At 65.7% G+C, this 26422-nt stretch carries 23 protein-coding genes and 1 tRNA gene; 11 read left to right on the forward strand and 13 right to left on the reverse strand.

The genetic code is table 11. From position 1 onward, the window contains the following. Nucleotides 1-164 precede the first annotated feature (164 nt). Both SROT_RS10650 and SROT_RS10655 read left to right on the forward strand, forming a co-directional pair. Nucleotides 165-512 carry a helix-turn-helix domain-containing protein gene (locus SROT_RS10650; RefSeq protein ID WP_013139031.1) on the forward strand — a complete coding sequence of 116 codons (348 nt, stop codon included), beginning with the start codon at nucleotides 165-167 and terminating at the stop codon, nucleotides 510-512. 7 nt (nucleotides 513-519) lie between these two features. Then, entirely contained in the window at nucleotides 520-1275 is a 756-nt protein-coding gene (locus SROT_RS10655) for a hypothetical protein (protein ID WP_013139032.1), read from the forward strand. 321 nt (nucleotides 1276-1596) lie between these two features. Here the strand turns inward: SROT_RS10655 and SROT_RS10660 are convergent, their stop codons facing one another. Further along, nucleotides 1597-1968, reverse strand: a complete 372-nt coding sequence (locus tag SROT_RS10660) for a hypothetical protein (protein WP_245535290.1) — start codon at nucleotides 1966-1968, stop codon at nucleotides 1597-1599. Between the two features lie 206 nt (nucleotides 1969-2174). Between SROT_RS10660 and SROT_RS10665 the strand changes: the two genes are divergently transcribed. Beyond that, nucleotides 2175-2642, forward strand: a complete 468-nt coding sequence (locus SROT_RS10665) for an MmpS family transport accessory protein (protein ID WP_013139034.1) — start codon at nucleotides 2175-2177, stop codon at nucleotides 2640-2642. Then, nucleotides 2639-5563, forward strand: a complete 2925-nt coding sequence (locus tag SROT_RS10670; protein ID WP_013139035.1) for an MMPL/RND family transporter — start codon at nucleotides 2639-2641, stop codon at nucleotides 5561-5563. The genes SROT_RS10665 and SROT_RS10670 overlap by 4 nt, the downstream gene beginning before the upstream one ends. Here the strand turns inward: SROT_RS10670 and SROT_RS10675 are convergent. The 4 genes from SROT_RS10675 to SROT_RS10690 all read right to left on the reverse strand — a co-directional run bounded on the left by SROT_RS10675 (nucleotide 5553) and on the right by SROT_RS10690 (nucleotide 8217). Next, entirely contained in the window at nucleotides 5553-6140 is a 588-nt protein-coding gene (locus SROT_RS10675; RefSeq protein ID WP_049773349.1) for a DsbA family protein, read from the reverse strand. The genes SROT_RS10670 and SROT_RS10675 overlap by 11 nt on opposite strands. A gap of 39 nt (nucleotides 6141-6179) precedes the next feature. Continuing rightward, nucleotides 6180-6785, reverse strand: coding sequence for a DsbA family protein (locus SROT_RS10680; RefSeq protein ID WP_148223423.1), 606 nt, complete (start codon nucleotides 6783-6785; stop codon nucleotides 6180-6182). 124 nt (nucleotides 6786-6909) lie between these two features. Next, nucleotides 6910-7713 carry a DsbA family protein gene (locus SROT_RS10685; protein WP_013139037.1) on the reverse strand — a complete coding sequence of 268 codons (804 nt, stop codon included), beginning with the start codon at nucleotides 7711-7713 and terminating at the stop codon, nucleotides 6910-6912. Between the two features lie 21 nt (nucleotides 7714-7734). Then, on the reverse strand, nucleotides 7735-8217 hold the full coding sequence (locus tag SROT_RS10690) for a MauE/DoxX family redox-associated membrane protein (RefSeq protein ID WP_013139038.1): 483 nt from the start codon (nucleotides 8215-8217) through the stop codon (nucleotides 7735-7737). Between the two features lie 136 nt (nucleotides 8218-8353). On the opposite strand from SROT_RS10690, the gene SROT_RS10695 reads away from it, so the two are divergent. Both SROT_RS10695 and SROT_RS10700 read left to right on the forward strand, forming a co-directional pair. Then, nucleotides 8354-10123 carry a CocE/NonD family hydrolase gene (locus SROT_RS10695; RefSeq protein WP_013139039.1) on the forward strand — a complete coding sequence of 590 codons (1770 nt, stop codon included), beginning with the start codon at nucleotides 8354-8356 and terminating at the stop codon, nucleotides 10121-10123. Nucleotides 10124-10156: 33 nt separating this feature from the next. Beyond that, nucleotides 10157-12382 carry an AAA family ATPase gene (locus tag SROT_RS10700; protein WP_013139040.1) on the forward strand — a complete coding sequence of 742 codons (2226 nt, stop codon included), beginning with the start codon at nucleotides 10157-10159 and terminating at the stop codon, nucleotides 12380-12382. A 166-nt stretch (nucleotides 12383-12548) separates the two neighbouring features. On the opposite strand, the gene SROT_RS10705 is transcribed toward SROT_RS10700, so the two are convergent. The 3 genes from SROT_RS10705 to SROT_RS10715 form a co-directional block, all read right to left on the reverse strand. Next, nucleotides 12549-12622 (reverse strand) — tRNA-Met (locus SROT_RS10705). A gap of 80 nt (nucleotides 12623-12702) precedes the next feature. Beyond that, nucleotides 12703-15774: a UPF0182 family protein gene (locus tag SROT_RS10710; RefSeq protein ID WP_013139041.1), complete on the reverse strand. Its 3072-nt coding sequence runs from the start codon at nucleotides 15772-15774 to the stop codon at nucleotides 12703-12705. Nucleotides 15775-15860: 86 nt separating this feature from the next. After that, nucleotides 15861-16955: a YlbL family protein gene (locus SROT_RS10715; protein WP_013139042.1), complete on the reverse strand. Its 1095-nt coding sequence runs from the start codon at nucleotides 16953-16955 to the stop codon at nucleotides 15861-15863. Nucleotides 16956-17063: 108 nt separating this feature from the next. On the opposite strand from SROT_RS10715, the gene SROT_RS10720 reads away from it, so the two are divergent. From SROT_RS10720 to SROT_RS10730, 3 genes are all read left to right on the forward strand, one after another. Beyond that, nucleotides 17064-18338, forward strand: coding sequence for a zinc-dependent metalloprotease (locus SROT_RS10720; RefSeq protein ID WP_013139043.1), 1275 nt, complete (start codon nucleotides 17064-17066; stop codon nucleotides 18336-18338). Nucleotides 18339-18439: 101 nt separating this feature from the next. After that, nucleotides 18440-19465, forward strand: coding sequence for a hypothetical protein (locus tag SROT_RS15710; RefSeq protein ID WP_013139044.1), 1026 nt, complete (start codon nucleotides 18440-18442; stop codon nucleotides 19463-19465). Beyond that, nucleotides 19458-20765: an ABC1 kinase family protein gene (locus SROT_RS10730; RefSeq protein WP_013139045.1), complete on the forward strand. Its 1308-nt coding sequence runs from the start codon at nucleotides 19458-19460 to the stop codon at nucleotides 20763-20765. Before SROT_RS15710 ends, SROT_RS10730 begins: the two co-directional genes overlap by 8 nt. Before the next feature lie 281 nt (nucleotides 20766-21046). Here SROT_RS10730 and SROT_RS16135 read toward each other — a convergent pair whose 3' ends face one another. From SROT_RS16135 to SROT_RS10750, 3 genes are all read right to left on the reverse strand, one after another. Beyond that, nucleotides 21047-21343 (reverse strand): WhiB family transcriptional regulator, encoded by a 297-nt coding sequence (locus SROT_RS16135; protein ID WP_013139046.1) that lies wholly within the window; start codon nucleotides 21341-21343, stop codon nucleotides 21047-21049. 246 nt (nucleotides 21344-21589) lie between these two features. Continuing rightward, on the reverse strand, nucleotides 21590-21814 hold the full coding sequence (locus SROT_RS10745; RefSeq protein WP_013139047.1) for a hypothetical protein: 225 nt from the start codon (nucleotides 21812-21814) through the stop codon (nucleotides 21590-21592). 99 nt (nucleotides 21815-21913) lie between these two features. Further along, complete coding sequence (locus SROT_RS10750) at nucleotides 21914-23359, reverse strand: ATP-dependent helicase (RefSeq protein WP_148223424.1); 1446 nt, start codon at nucleotides 23357-23359, stop codon at nucleotides 21914-21916. A gap of 68 nt (nucleotides 23360-23427) precedes the next feature. Here SROT_RS10750 and SROT_RS10755 point away from each other — a divergent pair, with 68 nt between their 5' ends. Together SROT_RS10755 and SROT_RS10760 are read left to right on the forward strand one after the other, a co-directional pair. After that, nucleotides 23428-23703 carry a mycoredoxin gene (locus tag SROT_RS10755; RefSeq protein WP_187288087.1) on the forward strand — a complete coding sequence of 92 codons (276 nt, stop codon included), beginning with the start codon at nucleotides 23428-23430 and terminating at the stop codon, nucleotides 23701-23703. A gap of 25 nt (nucleotides 23704-23728) precedes the next feature. Continuing rightward, nucleotides 23729-24982: a hypothetical protein gene (locus tag SROT_RS10760; protein WP_013139050.1), complete on the forward strand. Its 1254-nt coding sequence runs from the start codon at nucleotides 23729-23731 to the stop codon at nucleotides 24980-24982. A gap of 12 nt (nucleotides 24983-24994) precedes the next feature. Here SROT_RS10760 and SROT_RS10765 read toward each other — a convergent pair whose 3' ends face one another. Both SROT_RS10765 and SROT_RS10770 read right to left on the reverse strand, forming a co-directional pair. Continuing rightward, complete coding sequence (locus SROT_RS10765) at nucleotides 24995-26152, reverse strand: SPFH domain-containing protein (RefSeq protein WP_013139051.1); 1158 nt, start codon at nucleotides 26150-26152, stop codon at nucleotides 24995-24997. A 25-nt stretch (nucleotides 26153-26177) separates the two neighbouring features. Next, entirely contained in the window at nucleotides 26178-26375 is a 198-nt protein-coding gene (locus SROT_RS10770; RefSeq protein WP_013139052.1) for a hypothetical protein, read from the reverse strand. Nucleotides 26376-26422 lie beyond the last annotated feature (47 nt).

Here is a 26422-nt window from a genome sequence, read left to right on the forward strand (position 1 = left end):
TTGTAATCCGATACCCCACCGTTCGTCGCCGACCGCCGGGAACTGTACGCTTCCGGATCGTACACAGTAAACATTTTTAATGCAATAGCAACATTATAATCTGTTAATTCACATTTAACGTCGAAAAATAACATTTTCTGTCTGTCGATAGTAGGATTGGCAACGTGCGAAGACTGGCAGACGCGATGGCGGACAACCTGCGTGGGCTGGCGGCCAAGCGGGGGCTCAAGTACACCGAGATAGCCGCGCTCACCGGCATCCACCCCGTCCACGTCAAACGGCTGTTGAGCAAAGAGACCAAGATGAACGTGGACGCGGCGCACATCTTCGCCCACCACCTCGGCACGGACGTGGTGGCGCTCGTGGCGGCTTCGCTCGAAGACGTGCCCGACCTACCCACACGCGCTGACGAGGAGGAAGAGCGAGCGGCCATCGGGGACGAGATCCTGCGTGAGGCGATCGGGCGCGGCGAGAATGCACCCAAAAAGCCGCGGAGATGGAAAAAGGACTGACAACCGCATGAGCACACTCAACGCGTACGTCCCCCCGGCGCTTCTCAACCAGATCGCCTCCCTCGTCGTGGCCGCGACCGCCGCCGTCCTACTCGCTGCCGCAGCCCGAAGGAAGCGCTCCTCAGCCAAGGCCCGGTTCACCGCAGGCCTGGTCGCCGCCGCCGCGGGGCACCTTTCCCTGCTGTCCTACATGGCAGTCGGCCCGTGGTTGCACCGCCACGCGGGCTTGATGAACCTCCCCGTCTTCTGCGGATACTCCCTCCTGGTCCTCTCCTCCTACCTCTACGGGACCGACACATGGCGCAAAGTGGTCGATTACGGGGAAGCCAGAAGCGTCTGGCCGCGCATCGCCGTGGCCTTGACCGCGATATCCATCGTCGGCATGAGTGTCGTCTATTTCGGCACCAAGCTGTGCAACCAGGCCATACCCGATCCGGGGAGCCATCACGGCGCGTGGAGCTTCGCCGCGGTGCTCCTGCAGACAACGGGCCTGCTGCCCACCCACGTCGCGGCCGGCGTGTACGCGCGCAAGCACCTACCGGGCCGGAGAATGAGGACTGCGCGAAGGCTCCTGCTCGCCTACGCGGGCGCGGGCGTTCTCTTCTCCCTGCTCATGATCTCCATCCGATTCAACACCCCCTTGCTGCGATGGGGCAAAGAGCCCATGTACCTCACTGCGGCCGTCCTGCAGTTCATCAGCCACGCCAGCCTCGCGGTCGCATCATGGAGTTATAGCGAGAAAGCACTGGGCGACGACGACTGAAAGCCCGGACACAAAACGCGACGAGCTTAAGAAGACGAACAACCACCGCCCAGCGGCCCCGCCAAAACCATGTTGACCCGGTCAACAAACCAGCCGTAAACACCAGGAGGCAAAAGACCCCGAAAAGCACTGCGCTAACCTGAAATCGCTGATAAAACCGCGCGACCTGCAAGGAAACCGGGAGTTCGAGTCCCCTCAGCTCCGCAAGAGAACACAGCGCGGGAAGACAACAGAGTGCGGGCGGGCCGGAAATTTCCGGCCCGCCCGCACTCTGTTGTCTGGATCAGTGCCTTGTGGCTCAAGCCCCGACGAGGTTGAGCCTTACTTCGTCCAGCGGTCTTTGCCGTCAGAGCCCTTCGAACAGGTCAGCTTGGCGCCATCGCTCGCGGTCGCGGACTTGCCTTCCTGCTCCTTTGCGCAAAACTGACCGGGGGTCGCGCTGTCGGCCGACGTCCAGCGGTCTTTGCCGTCAGAGCCCTTCGAACAGGTCAGCTTGGCGCCATCGCTCGCGGTCGCGGACTTGCCTTCCTGGTCCTTTGCGCAAAACTGACCGACGCCCGGCTGCGGGTCGGCCGACGCGCTCGGGGCGGAAAAACCGCCCAACAAGGCCGTGCCGACAAATAAAGAGGTCATGAACTTTTTCATCGCACCATCTTTCTCGATATGTGACGAGCCTCTCCGGCTCGTGCGCACAGTACCACGGCGCTTTCGCCCTTCCGTTCTCGCGCATACGGCACACTGCGGTTAGAGCGGCACTTGCGTGGCACAGCCCATACCTGTTTTAGCCTAGAAGAGACATGTGCGCCCTGCTAAGATTTTCCGCAGTGAGTTGTGTCAATTCAATTAACATGGATGGTCTCTTTTCCGGGGCCTGGAAATGCACGGTGAAAGGCGGCGTGATGAGCCAAGGCGGCGGTGAGGCCCGCAAAGAGCGCAAGCCGGGTTTGCTGAAGCAAAAGTGGCTGTACATCGTGGCTGTTCTTGTCGTCGCCCTCGTCGCGCTCGCCATCGACCGAATCGACAGCATGTATTTCCAGACGACGAACGACAAGGCCACGCCGAAAAACGCGGGCGACGTCGTGAAATTCATTCCGAAACACGTCACGTTCGAGCTCACTGGCGACATGGGCGGCAGCGGACAAGCCACCTACCTCGATGTCGACGCGCAGCCGCATGACGTCACGTTGACCTCGCTGCCCTGGTCGTACACCGAGACGACCTATCTCACCACTGCCTCCGCCACCATCGTCGCGCGTGTTCAGGGCGACAACCTCACCTGCCGCATCCTCGTGGACGGCGTGCTCAAAAAGGAGAACTCCTTGACGAACCCCGGCGCAACAGTCACTTGCGTGGTCTTGTCCGCATGAGCCAGCCGATCAGCGCGATCCCGCCCACGAAGAGGCCTTTTTTCGCGAAGACCATCCGCGCCCTCGCGGTGCCTGTCATCATCTTCTGGTTGCTCTTCGCCGCCGTGGTGGAGATCTTCCCGCCGCAGATCGACACTTCCTCCATCACGCTCGCGGGACCGATGGTCCCGCTCGACTCGCCATCGCAGAAAGCGATGCTGCACATCGGGGATGTGTTCCACGAGTCCACGTCCACCAGTATCGTCATGATCGTCCTGGAGGCCGACGGGCGCAAACTCGACGCCCAGGACCACCAGTACTACGACGACTTGCTCCGGAGGCTGCAAGCGGACAAAAAGCACGTCCAGTACGTCATGGACCTGTGGGGGAAAAAAGTCACGTCCGCCGGCGCGCAGTCCAACGACGGCAAATCCGCGTACGTGCTGGTGCGCCTGTCCGGCAACATCGGCGAGGCGGAGGCCACCGAATCGGTGAACGCGGTGCGAAACCGCGTTTGGGCCGACACGCACCCCCAGCAGTACCCGAACACGCCAGGGCTCAAGCCAGTTCCGCAAGGGCTGAAAGTCTACGTCACCGGGCCCGCGGCCCTGGCTTCGGACACGATCCAGGTCGCCACCGACAGCATGCGATGGATCTTGTATCTGACGCTGTTCATGATCATCGTGCGGATGCTGCTCCTCTACCGATCGCCCATAGCCGCAATCCTGCAGTACGTCGTGGTGGTCACCGAACTGCTCGCGGCCCGGGGCTTGGTCTCGGCCCTGGCGAACATGCACTTGATCCCGATCTCGACCTTCGCGGCGAACTTCGTGGTGACGATTGTCCTCGGCGCGGGGACGGACTACGGGTTCTTCCTGGTCGGACGCTACCGCGAAGCCCGCGCCCAAGGGCAAAGCAACGAGGACGCCTACTACGACGCCGTGCGCGGGGTCACGCACGTCATTCTGGGCTCTGGCTTCGCGGTGACCGGCGCGATGTTCTGCCTCGGCTTCACCCGTCTGAACTACTTCAGCACGATGGCGGGAGCCTGCTGCGTGGGCATGCTGCTGACCACGCTGATCGCCCTGACGATGGGCCTGGCGATGCTCGCCTTGGGCGGCAAGTTCGGCTGGTACGACCCGAAGCAACAGGCTTCGAACAGGGGGTGGCGCAAGGTCGGCGCCATTGTCGTCCGGTGGCCGGTCCCGGTGCTCGCCGCGAGCTCGGTCCTGGTCGTCATCGGAGCCGTCACCGTGTTGACCTACCACGTCGACTACGACGATCAGCACTCCCAACCGGATTGGACCGCGTCCAACCTCGGCTTCCAAGCCGCCGACCGGCACTTCCCGCCCGGCAAGATGAACACCGAGATGCTCATGGTCGAAGCGGACCACGATCTGCGCAACCCTGCGGACATGGTCGCCATCGAGCGCGTCGCGAAGACGATCTTCCGCGTCCCTGGGATCGCGGAAGTGCAAGGCATCACCCGGCCCGAGGGGCATCCGCTCGAACACGCCACGCTCGCGTACGCGCTCGGCAACAACGCGTCGAACTCCGCGGCGACGCTGGAAGTGACCAAAGACAACATCGCCAAGATGGAGCAGTTGGCCGAGGTCACGACGCACACAGAACTCATCTCGGAGAAACAGCTGTCCGTGCTCAAGGACCAACTCGCCCTCCAAGAAGAGCAAGCGGACATCTCGCACGACTCGCTGGCTTCCGCCCAACGCCTCACTGCTCTGACCGACCAGATCCGAAACGACGTGGGCTATCTCGACGACTATCTGCGCCCGTTCCGAAACTACTTCTACTGGGAGACCAACTGTTGGGAGCTGCCCTGGTGCTGGGTGGGCAGATCGACATTCGACATGTTGGACCAGTTCGACAAACAAGCTGACGAGACCGCGATCAGCATGAACAACGCCCAACGCACAGACGCGCTGCAGCCGAGGATCATCGCGCTCACCAAACAGAACATCGCGCTGACCGAAGAGACGATCGCGCAGACGAAGAAGCAGCTCGATCTGACACGCGAGCAGATCAGCATCCAAAAAGCACAGTTGACGCTGACCGAGTCCGGGCTTCCGGACGCGCTGCCGATAGGGAAGGCATACGACGACGCCCGCAACGACGAGGTGTTCTACATGCCCCCGTCCGCGTTCGTCAACCCGGACTTCAAGATCGGGCTCGAGTTCTTCATGTCCTCGGACGGCAAGGCCACCCGGTTCATCATCACGCACGAAGGCGACGCGCTGAGCGAGGCGGGCGTGCAGCACGCGCGGGCTGTCCTTGAAGCAACCGCGCAGGGCATCAAAGGGACTTCTCTCGCTGGGTCGAAAATTTATCTCGGCGGCGCGGGATCGAATTACATGGACATCCAGGACGCGGCCGATCTCGACTTCGTCATCGCGGCGATCTGCGCCTTCGCGCTGATCTTCTTGATCATGCTGTTCATCACCAAGAGCCTCGGCGCAGCGCTGACCATTGTCGCCACGGTGGCGTTCTCTTACACCGGGGCGTTCGGCATGGGCGTCCTGATCTGGCAGCACATCCTGCACAAACCGCTCAGCTGGCTCGTGCTCCCCATCTCCTTCATCATCATCGTGGCGGTGGGCTCGGACTACAACCTGATGCTCATCTCCAGGTACAAAGAAGAGGTCGCCACCGGAGCCGGGCTGAAGACTGCCCTCATCCGGGCGATGGGATCAACGGGCGCCATTGTCACCACTGCGGGCGCTATCTTCGCGGGCACGATGTTCGGCATGCTCATCAGCCATCTCAACAGCATCCGGCAAGTGGGCACCACCGTCGGCATCGGCCTGTTGATGGACACGCTCCTGATCCGCACATTCGTCACACCGTCCATCGCCACCCTGCTCGGGCGCTGGTTCTGGTGGCCGATGCGGGTGCGTCCCCGCCCAGTCAGCCTGCTCAGGAAGTGAGCGCCGTCAGCCAGTCTCGATCGCCGAGGTCGAGGAGTTTGCCGTTCTTCAGCAAGGACGGCACTCCTTTTCCGCCTGCCTTTTTGAGCTTGGCCAACGACGTCGCAGCTTCGGACTTCGCCGCCGCGACCTGGGCGCCTTGGCGGACGCAGGACGCCGCCGCCCCCGCGCCCACATCGACGGAGATCCGCGCCAAGTCGCCGTTCGAGAGATCAGAATCGCCCTGCTCCTCAGGCTGCACGTCAGGGGCGAACAGCCGGGAGCGGAACGCGGCGAGACGGCCCGGAACCAGGTTCGCGACGCACCGCGCGGCTCCCGCCGCGCGGGAGGAGTAATCCCCGGAGGCGGAAAACTTGTCGAGCTTGTTCACGAAGTGGTAGCGAAGCTTGATCCGCGACGCGCTCGCGGCCTTGCCCAATTCGGCTCCGTACTGCTGGTCGAAGGCGGCGCAAAACGGGCAGAGGAAATCCTCGTACACATCCACCGATGGCACTGGGGACGCGGCGGCCTGCGAACCAGCGAAAGGGGCCGCAGACAAAAGCAGGGCGGCGAGAAGCGCGCGACGCGGTGTGGGCATGGCGACTACTGTATCGCCTGATTTCCCGACGCGCGCAGGTTATCCGAGCAGCTTGCGCAACCAGTTTTTGTCATCCACATCCACCGGCTTGCCGTCCTTGACGACAGTCGGCACGGAGACTTGCCCTGTGCTCTGGCGAAGCTCGTCCGCGGACTGCTCCGCCAGATCCTCAGCGGCGGCGGTCTGAGCGCCGTCCGCGATCGCCGAGACCGCTCCTGGGTCCGCGCCGAGATCGTCGGCGATCTTCGCGAGCTGCTCGTTGGACAGGTCGCTCTTGCCGTGCTCCTTCGGCTGTGTCTCCTGCGCGAACAGGCGCTGGTGCAGGGGGGCGAAATCCTCCGGGTCGCGTTCGAAGAGGGCCAAGGCCGCCCCCGCCGCCCGTGACGAGTAGTCGCCAGAGGCCGACCTCGGGTCGAGAAAGCGCAGCATGTGGTATCGGACGCTGAGTTTTCCGCTCGCCGCGGCTTCGATGAGGCGAGCGCCGAACTCCTGCTCGAACGCCGCGGAATACGGGCACAGATAGTCCTCGTACACATCAATCACCACTGGGGCGCCATCGTCGCCGATCGTCGCGACCGCGGTGTCAGCGGGGTCCGCGCCCGCACGGGGAACCGGAACAACAGACAGAACCAACAGGATCGGCATGAGAAGAACGCGACGAAATCCGAGCACGTTCCTCACTCTACAAAACGGCTGCCAGTTTCACGAGCCTTCTTGGCCGGCCGAAACCGGCGCTCGGCCCTGCCGACTACGACTGCCGCAGAAAGGGTCAGCCCGCCGGCTTCGGAGCCGGGGTCTGCGCCGGGGTCGAGGTCTGCGCCGGGGTCTGGGTCAGGGCCGGGCCGCCGACGATCTTCTGAAGCCATTGGTCGTCGCGCTGCCAGTTCAACGGCTTGTTGTCCTTGAGAACCGTGGGCGTGGAAACCGACTTCGTGAGGCTCTGCAGCTGCTTGATCGCGGCTTGCGCGGAACCCGCCGCGGCCTTCACATCCGCGCCAGAGCGGATGTCCGCCGCCGCCGCGCCGGCTCCGACCGATTCGGCGATCTTCGCGAGCTGGTCGTTGGACAGGTCGCTCTCACTGCCCTCCCTCGGCTGTGTGTCGGCGGAGAACATCTTGGTGTGGAAGGCGAGAAACTTGTCCGGGGCCTTCTGGAACACCGCCAACGCCGCGCCCGCCGCGCGCGAGGAGTAATCCCCCGAAGCCGAGTTCCGGTTCAAAAAGTTCAGCATGTGGTACTGGACGCGCAACTTGCCGTCCTCCACAGCCTTCGCGATCTGCTCCCCGTACGCGCCCTCGAACTCGGCGCAAGCAGGGCACATGAAGTCCTCGTAGACGTCGATCACCGCAGGGGCGTCCGGTTTGCCGACCGACGCGAGCACCGGTTCGAACTTGCCCGGCGTGTCCTCCTTGTACTGCTGCTTGATCCCCCACCAGACGCCGACGGCGAGCGCCACGATCACGACGGTTCCCAGTGCCCAGGGCATCCATTCGCCGATCTTCGGGCTCGGGCCTTTGCGCACAGGCGCTTTCGCGGCGCCCTTCTTGGACTGTGTCTTCGTCTTGATCGTCATCTACGCCTCAGGTTTCTTCGCTCATTGGTTGGCAGGAGCCGGCGATGATTCTAGCGGAGCCGGGAACCGAGAGCGCGGCCCGAGCGCGGCCCACGACCTCGGCGCGACGGCGAGCCAGGCGGCGAGGACGAGGAAACCGGCGTCCCTGGCGATGTCTTTGGCGTAGCCCAAGCCGGTGGCGGAGGGGTCCTCGCCGCCCTTGGAGAAACAACCGCAGTCGATCCGGTAGCCGTGCGCCCACACCCAGACGATGCCCGCGATATAGCTGAGCAGCACCATTGCGCTGACAACCGCTGCAACACGCACACCGAGCCCTGCCAGGAGCAGCACGCCGAGGGCGACCTCCAAGGCAGGCTGCGCGCCCGCGACAGGGCGCACCGCCCAGTCGGGCAAGACCCGGAACGCGGAGACGGCGAGCTCGTTGAGGGTCGGGTCGCCGAAAAGTTTGGGGAGCCCCGCGTAGAGCCAGACGGCCGCAAGCCCCAACCGCGCGGCGGTGCTCACGAACGGCGCACTTCTCGCAAGCCGCGGGCTCGGATCATCTTTCACAGCCGAATGATACCGCTATGACGGCTTTTCGCTTCGGCCGCTGCCGATTTTGCTTGTGCTCTCCTCAGGAAAAATCAGGTATTTTCGACATGTGCCCTGCAACCCTGCCCGCTTTTCCGCCAGGCTCCTCGCCCTCGTGTTGACCGGTGCGGCTCCAGCCCTCCTCTGCGCAGCATGTTCCGGCCCCGCTCCCACTGGGGCCGACGAACGCTCAGGGGTGTTCACCCTGCGGCACGAGCACATCGCGACGCTCACCGGCCCGGCGAGAGACCAGCCTTGCGACATCGACGCGGACCTGTACCTGCCGTCCGACGCCACCTCCGAGCATCGTGCTCCGGCGCTCATTGACTCCCACGGCTTCGGCGCGACAAAAACGCAGGAGAGCCCGATGGACGCGGAGCTCGCCAGGCGCGGGTACGTGGTCCTCGCGTACACCCAGCTCGGGCACGAAGGGTCGGGCTGCCAAATCCACCTCGACGACCCCGACTACGAAGGCGCCGTGGCCAGCCAATTGGTCGACTACCTCGCCGGAGCCCCAGGTCTCGCGTTCGCGGACGCCGAACACACCAAGCCGCTCCCCGCGCTCACCGTCGTGGAAAGCGACGAGCAGGACCATGCGGGCGGCCATACGGCGCACGACCCACGAGTCGGCATGATCGGCGGCTCCTACGGCGGCGAAATACAGTTCATCGCCGCCGCGCGCGACCCACGGATCGACGTGCTCGTTCCCTCTGTCACCTGGAACGATCTGAACCAAGAGCTCGCGCCCAACTTCGCCACGCAGAGCGGCTCCGCGCCGCTGCCGGGCTCGCCCAAGGCGGGGATCGCTGAAAGTCTCTTGCGCAGCGGCGAGCACGATCCGGAAGCCACCTTCGGCTCCGTCGAACAAGGCAACGGCTGCCGCAGGATCGCACCCGTCGCCTGCCAGGCCCTCGTCGAGCTGGGGACACGGGGACAACTCAGCGAGGGCGAACGACAGCAACTGCTGTCCCGGTCGGTGAAAAGCTTCATCGACAAGATCAACGTCCCCGTCCTGCTCGCCCAAGGAGAAGAGGACCGCCTCGCCCCGTTCAACGAGGCGCTCAAAACCTACCAGGCGCTGCGGGAGCGCCATGTGCCCGTGCAACTCCTGTGGCACAAGTACGGGCACGACTCCCCATGGGACCATGGCGGACCGGTCGGAGACTCCGGCTGGAACTTCGACCCGGACAAGGTCGAGCACGCTTTCGCGAGCATGCAAGTGATCCGCTGGCTCAACCATTACCTCAAGGGCGAACAACTCGTGGACACGGGCGCGAGCTTCAACTACTACCGTCCTTGGTCGGACGGGCCAGGGGTCGAGTCGGCTCTGACGTACGGCAGGGCGGCGAACTACCCGGCGGGCCCCGAGCAGTCCTGGTATTTGACCGCTGACGAACAGCTCGTGGGAGTCCCCGGCGACCCGGCACAGGGCCAGCAAGCAGTCACCCGCGAACCAGCCGGGGGGAGCGGACCGGCGAAAACCTTCACCAGCGCGGCGCTCGAACAACCGGTGGACGTCGTCGGAGCAGGAAAACTCGCCGTGTCCATGTCGGCGGGAGCGGGCACAGGCACCGTGTTCGTCGCCCTGCGCGACATCGCGCCGGACGGAACGAGCGACCTGGTCACCAAACTGCCCTCCTTGGCCCGGTTCAGCGGCGAAGGCCCGGTGGTGGTCGAACTCGCCGGTGTCGCGCATCGGTTCGCCCCCGGGCACAAAATCCAGCTCACGGTCGCCGGCGCGGACCCGGCGTACACATCCGACCCCAACCCCGCACCAGTGACGCTGTTCCTCGGGGACTACAGCGCACGGCTGACCTTGCCCACGGCCCCCGCGAACTGACCGCCACAGCGGCGGGCCGGTTAGGCTGCTTCTGTGACCTCTCCGCAATTGCGCCTCATCGCACGGCTCAACCCGTCGGCGGCAGACTCGCGGCGCGGCGTCGTGCGCGTGCACGCCGAAGTGCTCGCGGCATTGGGGTTGCGGGAGTGGGACGCGGTCGAACTGCTCGGAGCCCGGACAACAGTCGCGGTCGCGGGGCTGTCCCCCGTTGGCTTCCCCGCTGGCGTCGCCCTCTTGGACGACATCACGTTCTCCAACACGGGGCTTCGGGAGAACGGCCACGTGGTGGTGAGCCCGATCAGCGTCGTCGGAGCCCGTTCGGCGCAGCTCTCCGGATCAGTCCTCGCCCGAGCCTCGATCACGCCCAACACACTGCGCCGTGCTTTGCTCGGCAAAGTGCTCTCGGTCGGCGACGCCGTCTCGCTGTTGCCACGAGACCTCGGCCCCGGCACGAGCACCGCGTCCGCTGTCGAGTCCCTGACCAGGTCAGTCGGTATCACATGGACCAGTGAACTGCTCACCGTCGTCGCGACCGACCCGCCCGGTCCGGTGAGCGTGCAACCGAATTCTGCAGTGAGCTTCGACGGCGCGGCGGTGCCCGAGCCTGCTCCGCAAGCCGCGTCGCCAACGGCTGCCCCGCCTGAGTCGGCGACGACAGCCCTCGGCACGCGCGCCGAAACGCCGAATGGGATCGGGCCCGCCGTGCGCGACTCGGCCGAGCTGGTCGGGGTCGGCCAGCAAGTCGCAATGCTGCGCGAGTGGCTCGCCCTCGCGTTGGACCAGCCCGAGCTGCTGCGCGCGCTCGGCGTCGAACCCCGGCTCGGCGTGCTGGTCACCGGATCTGGCGGAGTCGGCAAAGCGACATTCGTCCGCTCGGTCGCCCAAGGCAGAGCGCTGGTGGAGTTGGACGGGCCAAGCATAGGAGCACTGGAGTCTCATGCCCGCTCGCAAGCAGTCCGAGCGGCGGCCGCCGAAGCCGCGCGCCAACGCGCCGTGCTCTTGGTCACCGATGTGGACGCGCTGCTGCCGGACGATCCCGACCCGGTGGCAACCGCCATCCTCGACGAACTCACGAGCGTGGTCCGAACCCCCGGCTGCGCCCTCGTGGCCACCACCGCGCACCCGGAAGCAGTGGACCGCCGACTGCGCGACCCTGACCTGTGCGACCGCGCCATAGCGCTTCCCTCCCCCAACAGCCAGATCCGGGAAGACCTGCTGCGCGTCCTTTTGCGCGCCACACCGACCGGAGCATTGGACCTGCACGAGATCGCCCTTGGAGCACCCGGTTTCGTCGCGGCGGATTTGGCGGCCTTAGTCCGCGAGGCGGCGTTGCGCGCGGCGGCGAGAGCAAGCCAATCGAATGCGCCGCCGCTGATCGAGCAACAAGATCTGCGGGGCGCGTTGTCCGTCATCCGCCCGTTGTCCCGCTCCGGCGGCGAAGAACTTGCCGTCGGGCGGCTCACCCTCGACGACGTCGGGGACATGGCGGAGACAAAGCAAGCCCTCACCGAGACCGTCCTCTGGCCGCTGCGCCACCCGGACACCTTCGCCCGGCTCGGCGTGGCTCCACCGCGCGGCGTGCTCCTCTACGGCCCGCCGGGCTGCGGCAAAACCTTCCTGGTCCGGGCGCTGGCCGGATCCGGCCAGCTGTCCGTGCACGCGGTCAAAGGGGCCGAGTTAATGGACAAATGGGTCGGCTCGTCGGAAAAAGCGGTGCGGGAGCTTTTCGCGCGGGCCAGGGACAGCGCGCCCTCTCTCGTGTTCCTCGACGAGATCGACGCCCTCGCCCCCAAACGCGGCCAGTCCTCCGACTCCGGTGTCGCCGACCGCGTTGTCGCGGCCCTGCTCACCGAGCTCGACGGCGTGGAGCCGCTGCGCGACGTCTCCGTGCTCGGTGCGACGAACCGCCCAGACCTCGTGGACCCGGCCCTGCTGCGTCCAGGACGGCTGGAACGTTTGATCTATGTGCCGCCGCCGGACGCCGAGGCCCGAGAGGCGATTTTGCGGGCCACCGCCAAAGGTGTGCCGCTCGCCGACGACGTGGCGCTCAGCGAGCTGGCCGCGCAGCTCGAAGGCTACTCAGCCGCCGACTGCGCCGCCGTCCTTCGTGAAGCCGCGTTGACCGCGATGCGCAGAGACATCGAGGCGGCCGACATCACGAGGGCGGACGTCGAAGCCGCGGTCCGCGCGACACCAGGTTCGCTCGACCCTGGCCAAGTGTCTCACTTGGCGGCGTACGCGCAGGCACGGCAAAGCTAGGAACGAGCGTTCAAGCTCGACATTCTTCCATGCTGCAGAGCGCAGCTTGCGGCACGCCGCTCGCGAGTTGACAATGACGCGCAAAAAGAAGTTGGAAGTGAAGTAACGACTGAACCCTGAAAAAGGAACCAGGCCAGAGGATGCAATCCTCTGGCCTGGTCTTTCGTAGCGGGGACAGGATTTGAACCTGCGACCTCTGGGTTATGAGCCCAGCGAGCTACCGAGCTGCTCCACCCCGCGCCGGGGACGCTCTCACGAGCGCGGTTTTCGAGTATACCGGCGGGGCGTGCGCCTCGCAAACCCGCAGCTGAGCCTGAGGATCAGTTGGGGAGGCTGGCAAGATCGGCGACGCCTTTGCGGAACTCGACGACCGCGTTCTGATACGCATGCACCGCAGCGCTATAGGCGTCCATTGCTTTCTGTTGGTTGGCGAGCGCTTGGCCGATTCTGGCGAAGTCGCCGCTCTTCTCGGCCTCGTCCAGCTTGGCTTTTGCCGTCTCGACCGCGCCTTGGGCGGAGCCGAGGGACTGCTGGGCGGAGTCCAACGCCTGGCCGAGCGCTTGCAACCTGGCTTGGGCCTGGGGCTTTGTCTGCTGCGCTGGCTCCGGGGACTGCTGCGCGGGCGGGGGCTGCTGCGCGGGCGGCGAGCTCGGCTGCTGCGCTGTGGCGACAGCGCTCAGGTCGGCATTGATGCCCGCCTGCCCGAGCGCGTCCTGCAACGCGTCGGCGACCTTGGACTGGAAACCGATCTTGCCGTTGAAGTACACCACGACTTTGTACAAGAGCGGGAACGCCGCGTCCCTGCTCTTGACCTGGAAGTAGATCGGCTCCAGGTAGAGCAAGCCACCGTCGCCCACCGGCACGGTGAGCAAATTGCCGTACAAGGGGTCCACCACGTTGACCCTGGGGCCGATGTCGTTGCTGACCGTCGGCCGGGTTTCGTTCGCGACGTTGTTCGGCCCTGGTATTTGCGGGCTGGGAGGCAGCTGTTTGATGTAGATCTTGCCGTAGTCGTCGGGGTCTGAGGCGACCGCGATGTGCGCTGCCAGGTATTGCTGGTTCTGCGGGGTCATCACCGTGGTGAGCTGGAACGAGGCCCGGCCCTGGTGCGCCGGGTCGGGATCGGAGGCGACCATGTAGTAGGGCGGCTGGTTCGCTTGGCCCACGCTCTGCCCGATGCCCGCTGGCTCCAGCGGAACCGCCCAGACCGCTGTCTGGTCGAAGAAGACGGTGGGATTGTCCACATGGTACCGGGTCAGCAGCTCGCGCTGGACCTTGAACAAATCCTCCGGGTAACGGAAATGCGCTGCCAACTGGGGAGGGATTTGGCTCTTGGCTTTCACCAGGCCGGGGAAAACTCCCATCCAAGCTTTGAGCACCGGATCCTTGTCGTCCTGCTGGTACAAGGTGACTGTCCCGTCGTAGGCGTCGACGGTGGCCTTGACCGAGTTGCGGATGTACGAGACCTGGTCGGCGAGCTGGCTTTGCCGGACAGCAGAGCTGACCTGGGCGTCAAGGGTCGCGTCGCGCAGCGAGACAGGCTTGGAGTAAGGGAATTGGGCGAGGGTGGTGTATCCGTCCACAATCCATTGGATGCGTCCGTCGACCACGGCGGGATACGCCTTCTCGTCCAAGGTGAGCCACGGGGCGAGCTTGGCGACGCGCTCGCGCGGGTTGCGCACGAAGAGCAGCTTCGAGCTGTCCGTGATCTGCTCGGAGCGGAAAAAATTGAGCTCCCAGTACTTGACGGCGAACGCGAAACGGTTCACGAAGCCGCCGAGCGGCACGCCGCCCGCGCCTCGGTAGGAATACCACGGGGCCCTCTCCTGGTCGTACTCCTGGGCGGGGCCGCCGACAATGGCGTAGTCGGGGTCCGAGGCCGCGATGAGCGGGCCGTAGTACACCCGAGGCTCGGACACCCGCAGCGCGGGGGGGACGGAAGGGTCGTCCTTGGTGTAATTCGAGAGGTCGCTCACGGCGAAAACCGGCAATCCGCCCTGTGTGACCCCTTGCGGGGCCTGCCCTTGGGCCGGACTCGCGTCGCCCTGCTCGTTCACCTGGTTGGCCGGGGCCGCGACGAAGCCGTTCCCGTGCGTGTAGACCAGGTGCCGGTTCTGCCAGTTGGCCTGATTCCCGGTGAGATTGTCGCTGGAGAGCTCGCGAACTGCGACGATGTAATCGCGGAGTTGACCGTCCACCTGGTACCGGTCGAGGGCGAGCTGCTTCGGGAAGCCGTAGAAGGACCGGCTTCGCTGCAGCTGGGTGAAGGTGGGAGACAGCAGGTTGGGGTCGAGGACGCGCAGATGGGTCAGCGTGTTCGTGTCGTTCTGAACGCTTTTGGCGAACTCTTGTTTATTCTGCGGCGCGGCCCAGTCCACCGTCTTCACATCGCCTTCGGTGAGTTTGAAGGCAAGCTTGGTGGCTTCGATGCTCCGCTTGATGTAGTCGTGCTCCACTTCCCGCGCGTTGGGCGTCGCGGTGAGCCATTGCACGGTCGCGGGCCACGCCATGCCGACGAGGACCGACGACAGGACCATGAGCGCGGTGGCCAACGCGGGCACCCGCAAATCGCGGAGCACGATGGCGGAGAAGAACGCTGCCGCGCAGATCATCGCGATCGCGGTGAGGATGAGCTTCGCCGGAAGCACCGCCGTGATGTCGGTGTAGCCGGCGCCGTTGAACAGGGCTTCCCTGCGGGTCGAGAACAACAGCTCGTACTGGTCGAGCCAATACCCGACTGCTTTGAGCAGGAAGAAAATGCCCGCGATGACAGCCAATTGGACCCGTGCGGCCCGTGTGAGCATGCCGCCGGCGCGGGACGGGCGAATGCCGTCGAACAGGTAGTGGGTGACCAGGTTCGCCAAGAAACAGACGACGGCGACGACTTCGAGCGTGCCCAGGATGAAAACGTAGAACGGCAAGGCGAAGGCGTAAAAGCCCAAGTCGTGATGGAACTGGGGGTCTTGGACCCCGAACGAGGAGCCGTGCAGGTACAGCTCGATGACGGGCCAGTTGGCCTGCATGAGGAAGCCCGCGAGCATGCCGAACAGAGCAGGCATGCCGACCCCGAACAGCCGGACAGAATTCTCCACCACAGCGCGGTAGCGGGCGATCGGGCTCTCGGCGGACACCGGGATGAACATCGGCCGGCTGCGGTACGCGAACCAAAGCGAGGTGAAGACCAAACCGCCGACCAGCACCGACGTCGCGAGGAAAGCCACTGCCCTGACGCGCAGCACGGTGAGGAAGACCGAGGTTTGGCCAAGCTCCTTGAACCAGAGCCAATCGGTGTAGGGGCCGACGAGTTTGAGCGAGACGAAGGCCGCCACCACAAGCACGCCGACGATCATCGACATGGCCCGCACGCGCCGGGGTACAGTCCGAGGGCTCATTCGCTGCCAGCCTGCGCAGCCGTGTTCGTGTCCACCACGACAACCACTCTACGGAAACCATCTGTCAGGACTGCGGGCAGCCAGCCTCAACACGAGGGAACGGGCCGGCCGGCCCGCAGATCGTCCAGCTCGCGCACGGCGTCGTGGAGGGTGGCGACTTTCACCACGCGCATGCCTGCGGGGATGTCTGTGCTCGCCTCGGAGCAGTTGTCGGAGGGGACGAGGAAAACTGTCGCGCCGTCTCGGCGGGCCCCGAGCATCTTGTGGGTGACGCCGCCGATGGGGCCGACCTTGCCGTCGGGCTCGATCGTGCCAGTGCCCGCGATGTCCTTGCCGCCGGTGAGCTCGCCAGTGGTCAGCTTGTCGATCACGGCGAGGGCGAACATCAGCCCGCCGGAGGGGCCGCCGATCTTCGCCGGGACGGCGATCCGCACATGGAAAGGCACGTCGGCGGCGAGCCGCATCTGGACGCCGATCCGGCCTTTCGACGGGTCGTTCTCCCGCGGCGCGAGAACGAGACGCGCGCTGCCGAGCGTGTCGCCCCGCTGGTATTGCACGACGACGGCTTCGCCCGCTTTGCGGGCGGCGACCGCCTTGGACACGTCTTCGAGCGTTTTGGCCGCCGCGCCGTCGACAGAGACGAGCCAATCGCCGGGCCGCAAGCTGCCGTCGGCGGGCGAGCCGGGCAGGATTTTGGCCACTCGGACCCGCAACGGATACCCCAGCTCGCCAAGGGCGGCCGCCTCGGCGGCTTCCTCGGAGTTGGAGAAATCGGCCGCGTTCTCTTGCTCGACTTGCTCTCTCGGCTTGTCGGAGGGATACACCTCTTCGCGCGGGACGAGCTCCTCGTCGCCAGAGAACCACAGGCTCATTGCTTGGAACATGTTGAGCTGGTCGGCCGCGGACACCGTCACCAACCGCAGTTTGCCGCTCGTGGGGCTGGCCTGCTTGCCCGTCACGGTGACCACCGGGGCTCCGGTGTCCTTGCCGTTGTCGTCGATCCCGTCGCCGAGCAAGTCCAGGGTCGGACCAGGTCCGAGCGCGACATAGGGCACTTCGATCGAGCCCGCGATCACGAGGAGCGCCGCGAAGGCGAGCCCCGCCGCGAGAACGGCCGTGATTCGTTGGAGAACAGGACTGCCCAGGAAACGAGCGGGCTGGTCATGCGGCCCAGTGGTCATCGGGCAACCGTATCAGGTTCGCTCTGGGCAGAACCACAAGCAAAACGAAAGGCGTACCCTTGAACGAATGACAACGCCGCTCTTTGCCAGGAAGGACGAGGTGACCCTGTGAGCAAGCCACCATTCGGATTCTCCGCTTGGGAAGGCGGCGACGGACTCGGCGAGGGCGGGCCTTTCGGCCGTTCCTCCGGTTTCGACCCGAGCGACATCGGCAAGATGCTGTCCCAGCTCGGTGAGACGTTCAGCAAACTCGGCCAAGCGGCGAGCGGCGGAGCCGAAGCCCCGGTCGTCGATTACCAAGCGGTCTTGGACGGCGCGAAGAAAGCGGCGGGCAAGAGCCAAGCTCCGAAAGAGGAGCATCAGAAGGCCGTCGCCGACGCGGTTCGGCTCGCAGAACTTTGGCTCGACGAGGCCACAGCTCTTCCGACCGGAGTGAGTTCGACGGCCGCGTGGTCCCCCGCCGACTGGCTGGACAACGTGATCGGCTCCTTCCAAGAGCTGTGCGACCCCGTCATCGAGCGGATGGCGGGGGTCTGGCAGGACAACGTGCCGCACGAGGCTGCTGAAATTTTCGGCCCCATGCTCGCCATGGTCTCCCGACTGGGCGGATTCGCGTTCGGCGAGCAGTTGTCCCAGGGGCTCGGCGGCATCGCGGGCGAGGTGCTCGCCGCCACGGAGATGGGGATGCCGCTCGGCCCGGCCGGCGTCGCCGCGCTGGTGACCGAGAATGTCGCCGAATTCGGCGACGGCCTGGAACAACCCGCCCAAGAAATCCTGGTGTACTTGGCGGCCAGGGAGGCGGCGCATCATCGTCTGTTCAGCCATGTGCCGTGGTTGAAGCCGACCATGCTGTCGGCGTTCCAGAGCTACGCGCGGGGCGTCCACGTCGAACTGCCGGACTTCCAGTCCGCCGCCGCGGGGCTCGACTTTGCGGCGTTGCAGGACCCGGAGCAGATGCGCGAGCTGTTCGACCCGGCCAAATTCGAGCTGAAACCGACCGAAGAGCAATTGCAGGCGCTCAGCCGTCTCGAGCATTTGCTCGCCACAGTCGAAGGCTGGGTCCGCGCGGTCGTCACGACAGCGCTCACCGACCGCCTGCCGAGCACGGCGGCCCTCGACGAGATGATCCGTCGCCGGGCCGGCGGAGCGGGCAGCGCCGAAAAGGCGTTCGCCACCTTGCTCGGGCTCGAGCTGCGCCCCAAGAAATGCAATGAGGCGACGCGGCTCTGGCTCCAGGTCGGCGACAGCGTCGGCGCCGACGCGCGAGACCGGCTTTGGGAGCACCCCGACCTCATGCCCACCCAAGAGGAGCTGGACCACCCCGCACGAGTGGTGGACCGCCTCCTCGCCGAGGACGAGGGGCCGGGGACTGCCGCATCCTGAACACGGCGTCCTCGCCGCCCGGCCCGTGAGCGGCGCAGGTTGTGGACAGCCTGTGGACAAAGAATTCGACTTCGGGCGCTATCGCTGACAAAGTGCGCAGCATGGCGACAACGTGCGGCAAATTTCCTGTCCATCACCGCGCAGAATCGGCTTTCCGGCCCACCTCGTCGCAGAGGTGCGCGGGCTTGCTGCGGCTGCGCACCGGCGTGACCGCCTTCCCTCGCGCGGACGGGAGCATCCAGGTGGGCTGCTCGGAACGATCAGGCTTGCGCCTGCGGCCTCCCTCCTCGCTCGACCAGCGGAGCTGCCTGAAATTGCTCTCGCTCCTGGAAGCGGGCCGCACCGCGGCGCAACTGCGCGGCGCGGCGAAGCAAGAGGGCGCGGAGCCCAAAGCGGCAGAGGAGCTTGTCGCGCACGTCCGCATCGCAGGTCTGCTCGCCGCGGCGGACGAGGAGAAACCGGCCCGTGTCCATGTGCACGGCTCGGGGCCGCTTGCGACTGGCTTGCGCAGCGCGCTCGAAGAGGGCGGAGCGCTGGTGACTGCCACATGCGAGGCTCCCCTGCGCGGCGGCATCCCCGAGCACAATCCAGAACTCGTCGTTCTCACCGACCGTGTCGCGCCCGACCCGGCTGTCGTGCACCAGCTGCTCGTGGCCAGCGCGCCGCATCTTCGAGTCCGCCTGGTGGACGGCTGCGGCCAGATCGGCCCGCTGGTGCTGCCGGGCCGGACGAGTTGCCTCTGGTGCGAACAGCACCACGCCTCGGACGCGGACCCTCTCTGGCCGGAGCTGCTGCGCCAACTCGGCGCCGCAGCGGGCCGCGCGGAGATCAAAGTGGTCCGCGCGGCGCTCGCCCAGGCAACAGTCGAAATCGATCACACCATGAGGTTTTTGCGCAGCCGACGGCCTGTGCCCCCACCGCGAGCGCTCGGCGGGGTCGTCGAGCTCCGCCACGACGGGCTCCTCTCACCGCCGAGGAAAGCGCCGGCACATCCCCGGTGCGTGTTCCACACTGTCCTCCCGCACCTGGGTTTGCCCCTTCGCCAGGACCGGCAAACCGCTCCTCGTCGGGATGTATCTCACAGATGCTCCCCTGTTGGGACTGTAGTATCAAATGTCTATGAATGACATCTCCCGCGGCAGTTTCCGGCGGACCACAAAGATTGCTTCATTCGGTCTGGAGGTCGCAGGACGCGGCATGCTTGGCTTCGGGAAAAAACTCGCGGGCCAGGACAAGGAGACTGTCAACGCGGAGCTGTTGCAAAAGTCCGCAGAGCAGCTGTTCTCTGTGCTCGGAGAACTCAAGGGCGGGGCGATGAAGATGGGCCAAGTGCTGTCGGTCTTCGAAGTGGCCGTGCCCAAAGAATTGGCCGAGCCGTTCCGCGAAGCCCTCGCGAAACTGCAAGACGAAGCGCCGCCCATGCCGGCGAAGAAAATCCACCAAGTGCTCGACCAGCAGCTTGGGACGAAATGGCGAGAGCGGTTCCAGTCTTTCGACGACGCCCCTTCCGCGTCCGCGAGCATCGGGCAAGTGCACCGGGGGGTCTGGTCGGACGGGCGGCCGGTCGCGGTCAAAGTGCAATACCCTGGCGCAGACCACGCCCTGCGCAGCGACTTCAAAACGATGCGCAGGCTCACTGGAGTCTTCAAAGCCGTCTCCCCAGGCACCGACTTCGACGCGATCATGGACGAAATCGACGAACGGGTCGAAGAAGAGCTGGACTACCGGAGCGAGGCGAGCAACCAGCGCCACTTCGCGAAGATCTTCGCGGGGGACTCTGACTACCTCGTCCCCAAGGTGGTGGCGAGCTCGCCCAAGGTGATTGTTTCCGAGTGGGTCGAAGGGACCTCGATGCGAAAGATCATCGCGAGCGGCTCTCAAACCGAGCGTGACCACGCCGCGGCGCGGCTCTGGGATTTCCAGTTCGCCGCTATGGAGCGCGCGAAACTGTTGCACGGCGATCCTCACCCAGGAAATTTCATGTTCTTGCCGGACGGGCGAATGGCCGCCCTCGATTTCGGGACGTGCGCCCCGTACCCAGAGGGCGTTCCCAGCTGGATCGGCGAAGTCGTCACCCTCGCCCTCGACGACGACTACGACGGCGTCGTCGAAGTGATGCGCAGGCATGATTTCTTCCGGGCCGGGTATTCGGCGACTCCCGAACAGGTCCGAGGGTACCTGCGGCCGCTGTGCGATCCGCTGCACACGGAAGACTTCCATTTCAACAGGTCTTGGGCGCAGGAGACGGCGAACCCCTACACCGACGTCCGGGGGGAGAACTGGCAGACCGGGAGGCAGATGAACGCCCCCGCGAGCCATTTGCTCCTGTTCCGGGTCATCAGCAGTTGCGCTGCGATCAGCGCACAACTCGACGCCCGAGTGCCGCTGCGCAGCATCGTGAAACAGTGGAATCCTTCCTGGAGATGACGGGAAAGGACCAGGTCATCGCGCTGACCGGGCCGCCAGGAGCTGGAAAAAGCACTGTCGCCAACCTGCTCGCCGAACGGTTCGCGCTGAGCGTCCACCTGGTCGGGGACGCTTTTTGGCACTTCATCCGCTCCGGTTTGATCCTCCCCCACCTCCCGCAAGCGCAGCGGCAGAACGAAATCGTCACACAAGCTGGAACGCGGCGTGTGCCGGTTGCGCCCGTGAACAGGCGCCGCTGGGGCGCTCACGCGCAAGCAACGCGCGAGCGCCCCGGTGAGCGCTCACGCCCCGACAGCTTCGGCGACAAGCTTCTTCGGCCTGCCCCGAGGCCTTTTGCGGGCGATGACCTCCCCCTGGTGGAAGATCTCCCCGCCCCACACGCCCCAGGGTTCGCCCCGGCGCAACGCCTCCGCGAGGCAGGCTTCGCGGACAGGGCAAACCCCGCAGGACTGCTTGGCGAATTCGAGAGCGGCGGGCTCTTCGGCGAACCACAGGTCTGGGTCTAATGCCTCCTGGCAGGGCAAACCAGGGCCGACGGTACGTGAGGCAAAACCTTCCAGCTGCGCGACTGGGAACATGATGAACTCCTTGGACAAAAAATCGGGAAATCGACGGTGTCGTCGTGAGCAGCGCTGTCGCAACACCTGTCAGGTGGGGGCGAGAGCCTGCTGCGGACGGAAACAACAAGTGGGCACGAGAGGCGAAACAACGGCCAGATCAAAAACAGGCGGCGCTGCCCAGAACCCCAGGCAGGTGCTCGAATCGGTGCGGCTACGACAAAAACTTCAGGTCAGCGGCAGAACGGCTGACGACTGTTCGCGAAATTACGAACGCGGCAGACGGCGCCCGCGTTCCGGAAGAGCCGAACGCTCACCGGGAATCACACGCCCAAACGCCTGCGCCAGGCCGTCGCGCGCAGACACCGCCCGCGGGGAGAGCCAAGACCCATGGGGCTGCGGTTTCGCCTGGGAATCGCGCAGGCCTTGGAGGTTCTCGGTCCCGATCACGGCAGCCTGCATCGCGAGCGTGCTCACAGCGGTGTTGCTCATATCGGTCGTACCTCCTACAGATCTCCGCGGAACCTCAGGATAACGAGTCCTCCACGACTTCTTTGCGATTATTGTAACGAGCGCCGCAAAAGTGCGCAATCAATTTTTGATCAGGCTTTTTTCCGCTCCGTTCGAGCGGAGCGGCGCGAGGAAGCGCGACGGCCGGGCGGCCCGGCCGTCGCGCTCGCAGTACCACGAGAGCACAAGACGTGTCCGTGCCCGCGTGATGCCGACGTACAGCAGCCTGCGTTCCTCGGCCACCGCGTCAGCCCCGGCGGCGCTCGCCCACCCGAGCGGCAGAACCCCTTCGACGAGGCCGACGAGGAAGACCGCTTCCCATTCCAAACCTTTGGCCGCGTGCAGAGAGCACAAAGAAACGCCGCCCTCTCCGGTGGGGACCCCCCGCGCCCGCAGCGCCCGCTCGAACCGCGCGGCGTGGGTGTTGGCCCGGAAAAGGACGGCGATCTCGCGGGCGGGCACGCCGTCGCGGATCAGGCCGACGATCTCGTCCGCGGTCGCCGTCGCCTCTCTTGCCTCGTCCGCGTGCCCGACGAACCGCGGAGCCGGACCGTCGGGCACTTGGCCTCGCAAGTCGCCAGCAGCGCCGAGCAGCCGGTTCGCCAAATCCGTCACCTGCGCTGTGGAGCGGTAGTCGCGATCCAGCCGGAACAAGGCCGCGTGCGGGAACCGTCTGGCGAACTCGGCGAAAAACGCGCCCCTGGCCCCGGCGAACGAGTAAATGGTCTGGTTGGGGTCGCCGACCACCGTCACATTGTCCCGAGCCCCGAGCCAGGTCATGAGCAGCTCGTGCTGCAACGGCGTGACGTCTTGGAACTCGTCGACGAGGAAGCATCGCAGCCATGAGCGCAGCTGGTTGGCCGCGGCCGCTGACGACTTCGCCACCCCGATCATCGCGAGCAGCACGTCGTCGAAATCCAGCTGCCGCGGCGCGGCGGCCGCCTTGAGCGCCTCGTATCGGCCGTAGACGTCGGCGATCGCCTCCAGGCTCGATGTGACGGCCCTGCGTCGCGCGCGGGCCGCCTGAGGGTATTGCTCGGGCCCGATCAACGAGGCTTTCGCCCATTCGATCTCGCCTTGGGCCTCCTTGCAGTCGAACCCTCGGTCCGACAGTCCGGCCGCGGCGGCAGCTCGCGAGATCAACGGCGCTTTCCGGTCCAGGATCTGCCATGGGCGCGACTCGGCAGGCCAGAAGTGGCCGAGCTGGCGGGCGGCGGCGGCGTGGAACGTGGACGCGCGGACCGCCGCAAGCCCGAGCTCGCCCCCCGCGAGCTCGTCGAGCGCGTCGAGGCGCGCGCGCAGCTCGCCCGCCGCCCGAACAGTGAAACTCACCGCGAGCACCTCGCCGGGGCGGACTTGCTCCGAGGCGACCAAATGCGCGATTCGCCTGGTCAGAACCCGAGTCTTTCCTGATCCGGCTCCGGCGAGCACCCGCACCGGCCCGCGCGGCGCGGCCACTGCGCAGCGCTGGCGCTCGTCAAGGCCGCGCAGCAGCGCCCGCATGAATTGGGCACGGGCAGAGGACATAGGGCCATCATGGCAGAAAACCCTGACACACCCCGGCTTGCGGGGAATAGATCGGGGCTTCTGCTGTTATTAGGAGCGTGAGCACTGCGACCGAACCTCGATTCACCTTGTACAGCACGACCTGGTGCGGCTACTGCCGCAGGCTGAAGATCCAGCTGGAGCAGGCACAGATCCCCTTCGCCGAAGTGGACATCGAAGAAGACCCGCAAGCCGCCGAATTCGTCCGCTCGGTGAACGGCGGCAATCAGACGGTGCCGACGCTGCGCTTCCCCGACGGGACCGCCTTCACCAATCCGCCGTTGTCCAAGATCAAGGAGAAGCTGGCGGAAGCGGACAACGTCTAGCGAAAGGCTTGCTAGGCTGTCGCACATGGCAGATATCGTCCCCATTTCGCTCGGCCTCACCGAAGGCGACGTCTTCACTCTTTGGGCTCCGCGCTGGCAGGAGGGCGACGACGAGTGGGAGGCGTTCCTCGGCAAGGACGAGGACCTCTACGCTTTCCCGACAATCGCGGCGCTCGTCGCTTTTGTGCGGTCCGAAACCGACCACGACCTCGTGGACCATCCCAGCTGGGGCGCGCTCGCGGGCCTTGCCGCAGAGGACTTCGTCCCGGCAGAGGACCGCGTCTTCGACCTGGTGAGCCTGCCCGAGCTCGTCGCGGAGGACCCGACCGACGAGTCGTTGGCCGAAGTGGGCGACATCTTCGAGCTCAGCAACAGCATCGGCGAGGTTTGCGAAGTCGCCGAGGTGGACAAATTCTTCACCAAACACCCCGTGCTGTCGCTGCAGTACACAAACGCGCGAGACTACCAAGGCCGAGACGGCGCGCGCCTGTGGTCGGTCATCGGCAGGGCGGTCGAGCAGGACTGGGACAACGTCCTGGACGCGATCGACGAGTTGGTCAGCTCCCCCGAAGTGGACAAGGGCGCGGTCCGCGAAGCGGAGGAAGAGCTCGAGGCCGCAGCCCTCGCGCACGAGGACGACGAGGCCGAAGAGCTGGACGAACTCGACGACGCCGACCTTGACGACGAGGATTTGGACGACGAGGACGACCTCGACGACGAGGACCCCGAACTGGACCTCTGGACGGAGATCGGCATCGACCCGGTCAAGATCGTCACCAAAACGGGCGACTTCTACACCTTGCGCTGCTATTTGGACGGGGACCCCGTCTTCCTCGGCCGCGACGGATCGATCTACGTCTTCGGCTCGGGCCGGGCCATGCTGCGCTACCTCGCCGACGACCACGAGCACGAGCTCGCAGAGGTCGCCACGTACGACCGGCTGCGCCTCGCCGTGCTCGACGGCTTCGCCGATGTGGACGTCGCCGAGGAGAACATCTACATCCTGACCGGCCTCGCGGAGGACCTTGAAGAAGGCCCGGAGGCGGTCGACCGCGACCAGCTGGACCTCGCAGTCGAGCTTTTCACCGACGCGGCCGACTTCGCGGGCGACTCGAACGTCGAGAGGGAGCTCTCCCCGTCCACAACGCTCGGCAGGCTCGTGACGCACATTCTCGACCCGAAGAAAGGCAGGATCGCCCCGAGCGCGCCGTACGACGCGGAGGCGGCCGCGTGGAAAGCCCTGGAACTCGAATTCGAAGCGCGCCTTTCGCGGCGTTAGCCCCGGACCCGGTCAGAGGTCTTCGCGCGACGCCGGGTTTTCGAGCTCCGCGCGTGCCTGGCTGTGCTGGGAGGCTTCGCCGGGCTCCTGCTGCATGGCGAAATTCTCCCGAACTGCCTCATAGATGGCGAGGCCCTGGCTGACGAGCCCGCTGGCGAGCTCGTTGAGCCCGCTGCTGCCGTTGAGGACCGTGAGGTTGGCCCCGGAGAGCCCTTTGGCGACCTGTTCGGCGATGGCGGGGAGTTGGTTGACCAACGCCTGGTCGAGCGCCACCCGGTTGTGCGAGGAGAACGCGGCGGCCTGGGTCTTGATCTTCTCCGCCTCCGCCTGGGCGAGGATGCGGATGCGCTCGGCCTCCGCCTCGGCGGGTTTGACGACTTCGGCGACGAGCTGCTGTTGGCGCAAGGCCGCCGCGCGCTGCGCGAGCTGCGTCCTCATCTCCAACACCTCTCGTTCGGCGAGCGCCTGGGCGAGCGGCCCGGACTGGGCGGCCTTGGCCTGCTCGGCGTCGGTCTCCGCCTTGTACTGCGCCTGCACGATGGCCGTGTCCCGAGCGTATTCCGCCTGTTTGCGCTGCGACTCCTGCTCCGCCTCGGCGGCCGCCTGAGCGGCGCGGGCCTGGGCGATCTGCGCCTCGCGCTGGATGGCGGCGTTGTGCGGAGCCGACATCGCCTGGATGTACCCGAGATCGCCGTCGTCGATGGACTGGATCTGGAAGGCGTCCACCGCGAGGCCGATCTTGGCCATTTCCGCCTTCGAGCTCTCCAACACCTCCATTGCGAGCTTCTGCCGGTCTTTGATGATCTGCTCGACGGTCATCGAACCGATGATGGAGCGCAGATGCCCGGCGAAGATGCGGCCGGTGAGCACGCCCATCTGGTCTTGTTCGTCCAGGAAGCGCTGAGCGGCGTTGACGATGCTCGCCTCGTCGTTGCCGACTTTGAACGCGACCACCGCGCGGACATTCAAGGTGAGGCCCTGCTGGGTGACGCACTTGTCCGCTATCTCGGCCTCGCTCATCGCCAAGGTGAGGAAGCGAGCTTTGCGCAGGACCGGGATGACGAACGCGCCATGGCCGGTCACGACCCGGAACGGGGATTCGGCATTGCCGCGCCTGCCGCCCGAGATGAGCATGGCTTCGTTCGGGTTGGGCACTTTGTAGCCAAACATAGTCTTCCTCCTGGTCGTGCGTTCCCTAGATCAGGGTCCACGGTTCGACGTGCACGGTGAGCGGACCTCTCTCGTCGATGACGAGCACGGAAGTCCCGACCGGAAGGGCATCGTCCGACCAGGCCAGATACGCTTCTCGCCCGCCTCGGACGTCGAGCAACGCCTCGCCGGGGCCGTCCGCGCCGCGAGTCGCGATCGTCAAGACCCCCGTTCGTCCAACCATGTCGCCCACAGTTGTCCATATTACAGCCTAATGGCCGGTCTATCGCC

It is taken from the genome of Segniliparus rotundus DSM 44985 (assembly GCF_000092825.1).
Classification (GTDB): Bacteria; Actinomycetota; Actinomycetes; order Mycobacteriales; family Mycobacteriaceae; genus Segniliparus; species Segniliparus rotundus.

Coding starts and splice junctions, on each gene's coding strand:
- SROT_RS10655 (WP_013139032.1), top strand. CDS start 520: ATGAGCACACTCAACGCGTACGTCCCCCCGGCGCTTCTCAACCAGATC.
- SROT_RS10665 (WP_013139034.1), top strand. CDS start 2,175: ATGAGCCAAGGCGGCGGTGAGGCCCGCAAAGAGCGCAAGCCGGGTTTG.
- SROT_RS10670 (WP_013139035.1), top strand. CDS start 2,639: ATGAGCCAGCCGATCAGCGCGATCCCGCCCACGAAGAGGCCTTTTTTC.
- SROT_RS10675 (WP_049773349.1), bottom strand. CDS start 6,140: ATGCCCACACCGCGTCGCGCGCTTCTCGCCGCCCTGCTTTTGTCTGCG.
- SROT_RS10680 (WP_148223423.1), bottom strand. CDS start 6,785: ATGCCGATCCTGTTGGTTCTGTCTGTTGTTCCGGTTCCCCGTGCGGGC.
- SROT_RS10685 (WP_013139037.1), bottom strand. CDS start 7,713: ATGACGATCAAGACGAAGACACAGTCCAAGAAGGGCGCCGCGAAAGCG.
- SROT_RS10710 (WP_013139041.1), bottom strand. CDS start 15,774: ATGAGCCCTCGGACTGTACCCCGGCGCGTGCGGGCCATGTCGATGATC.
- SROT_RS10715 (WP_013139042.1), bottom strand. CDS start 16,955: ATGACCACTGGGCCGCATGACCAGCCCGCTCGTTTCCTGGGCAGTCCT.
- SROT_RS15710 (WP_013139044.1), top strand. CDS start 18,440: ATGGCGACAACGTGCGGCAAATTTCCTGTCCATCACCGCGCAGAATCG.
- SROT_RS10730 (WP_013139045.1), top strand. CDS start 19,458: ATGAATGACATCTCCCGCGGCAGTTTCCGGCGGACCACAAAGATTGCT.
- SROT_RS16135 (WP_013139046.1), bottom strand. CDS start 21,343: ATGTTCCCAGTCGCGCAGCTGGAAGGTTTTGCCTCACGTACCGTCGGC.
- SROT_RS10745 (WP_013139047.1), bottom strand. CDS start 21,814: ATGAGCAACACCGCTGTGAGCACGCTCGCGATGCAGGCTGCCGTGATC.
- SROT_RS10750 (WP_148223424.1), bottom strand. CDS start 23,359: ATGTCCTCTGCCCGTGCCCAATTCATGCGGGCGCTGCTGCGCGGCCTT.
- SROT_RS10760 (WP_013139050.1), top strand. CDS start 23,729: ATGGCAGATATCGTCCCCATTTCGCTCGGCCTCACCGAAGGCGACGTC.
- SROT_RS10765 (WP_013139051.1), bottom strand. CDS start 26,152: ATGTTTGGCTACAAAGTGCCCAACCCGAACGAAGCCATGCTCATCTCG.
- SROT_RS10770 (WP_013139052.1), bottom strand. CDS start 26,375: ATGGTTGGACGAACGGGGGTCTTGACGATCGCGACTCGCGGCGCGGAC.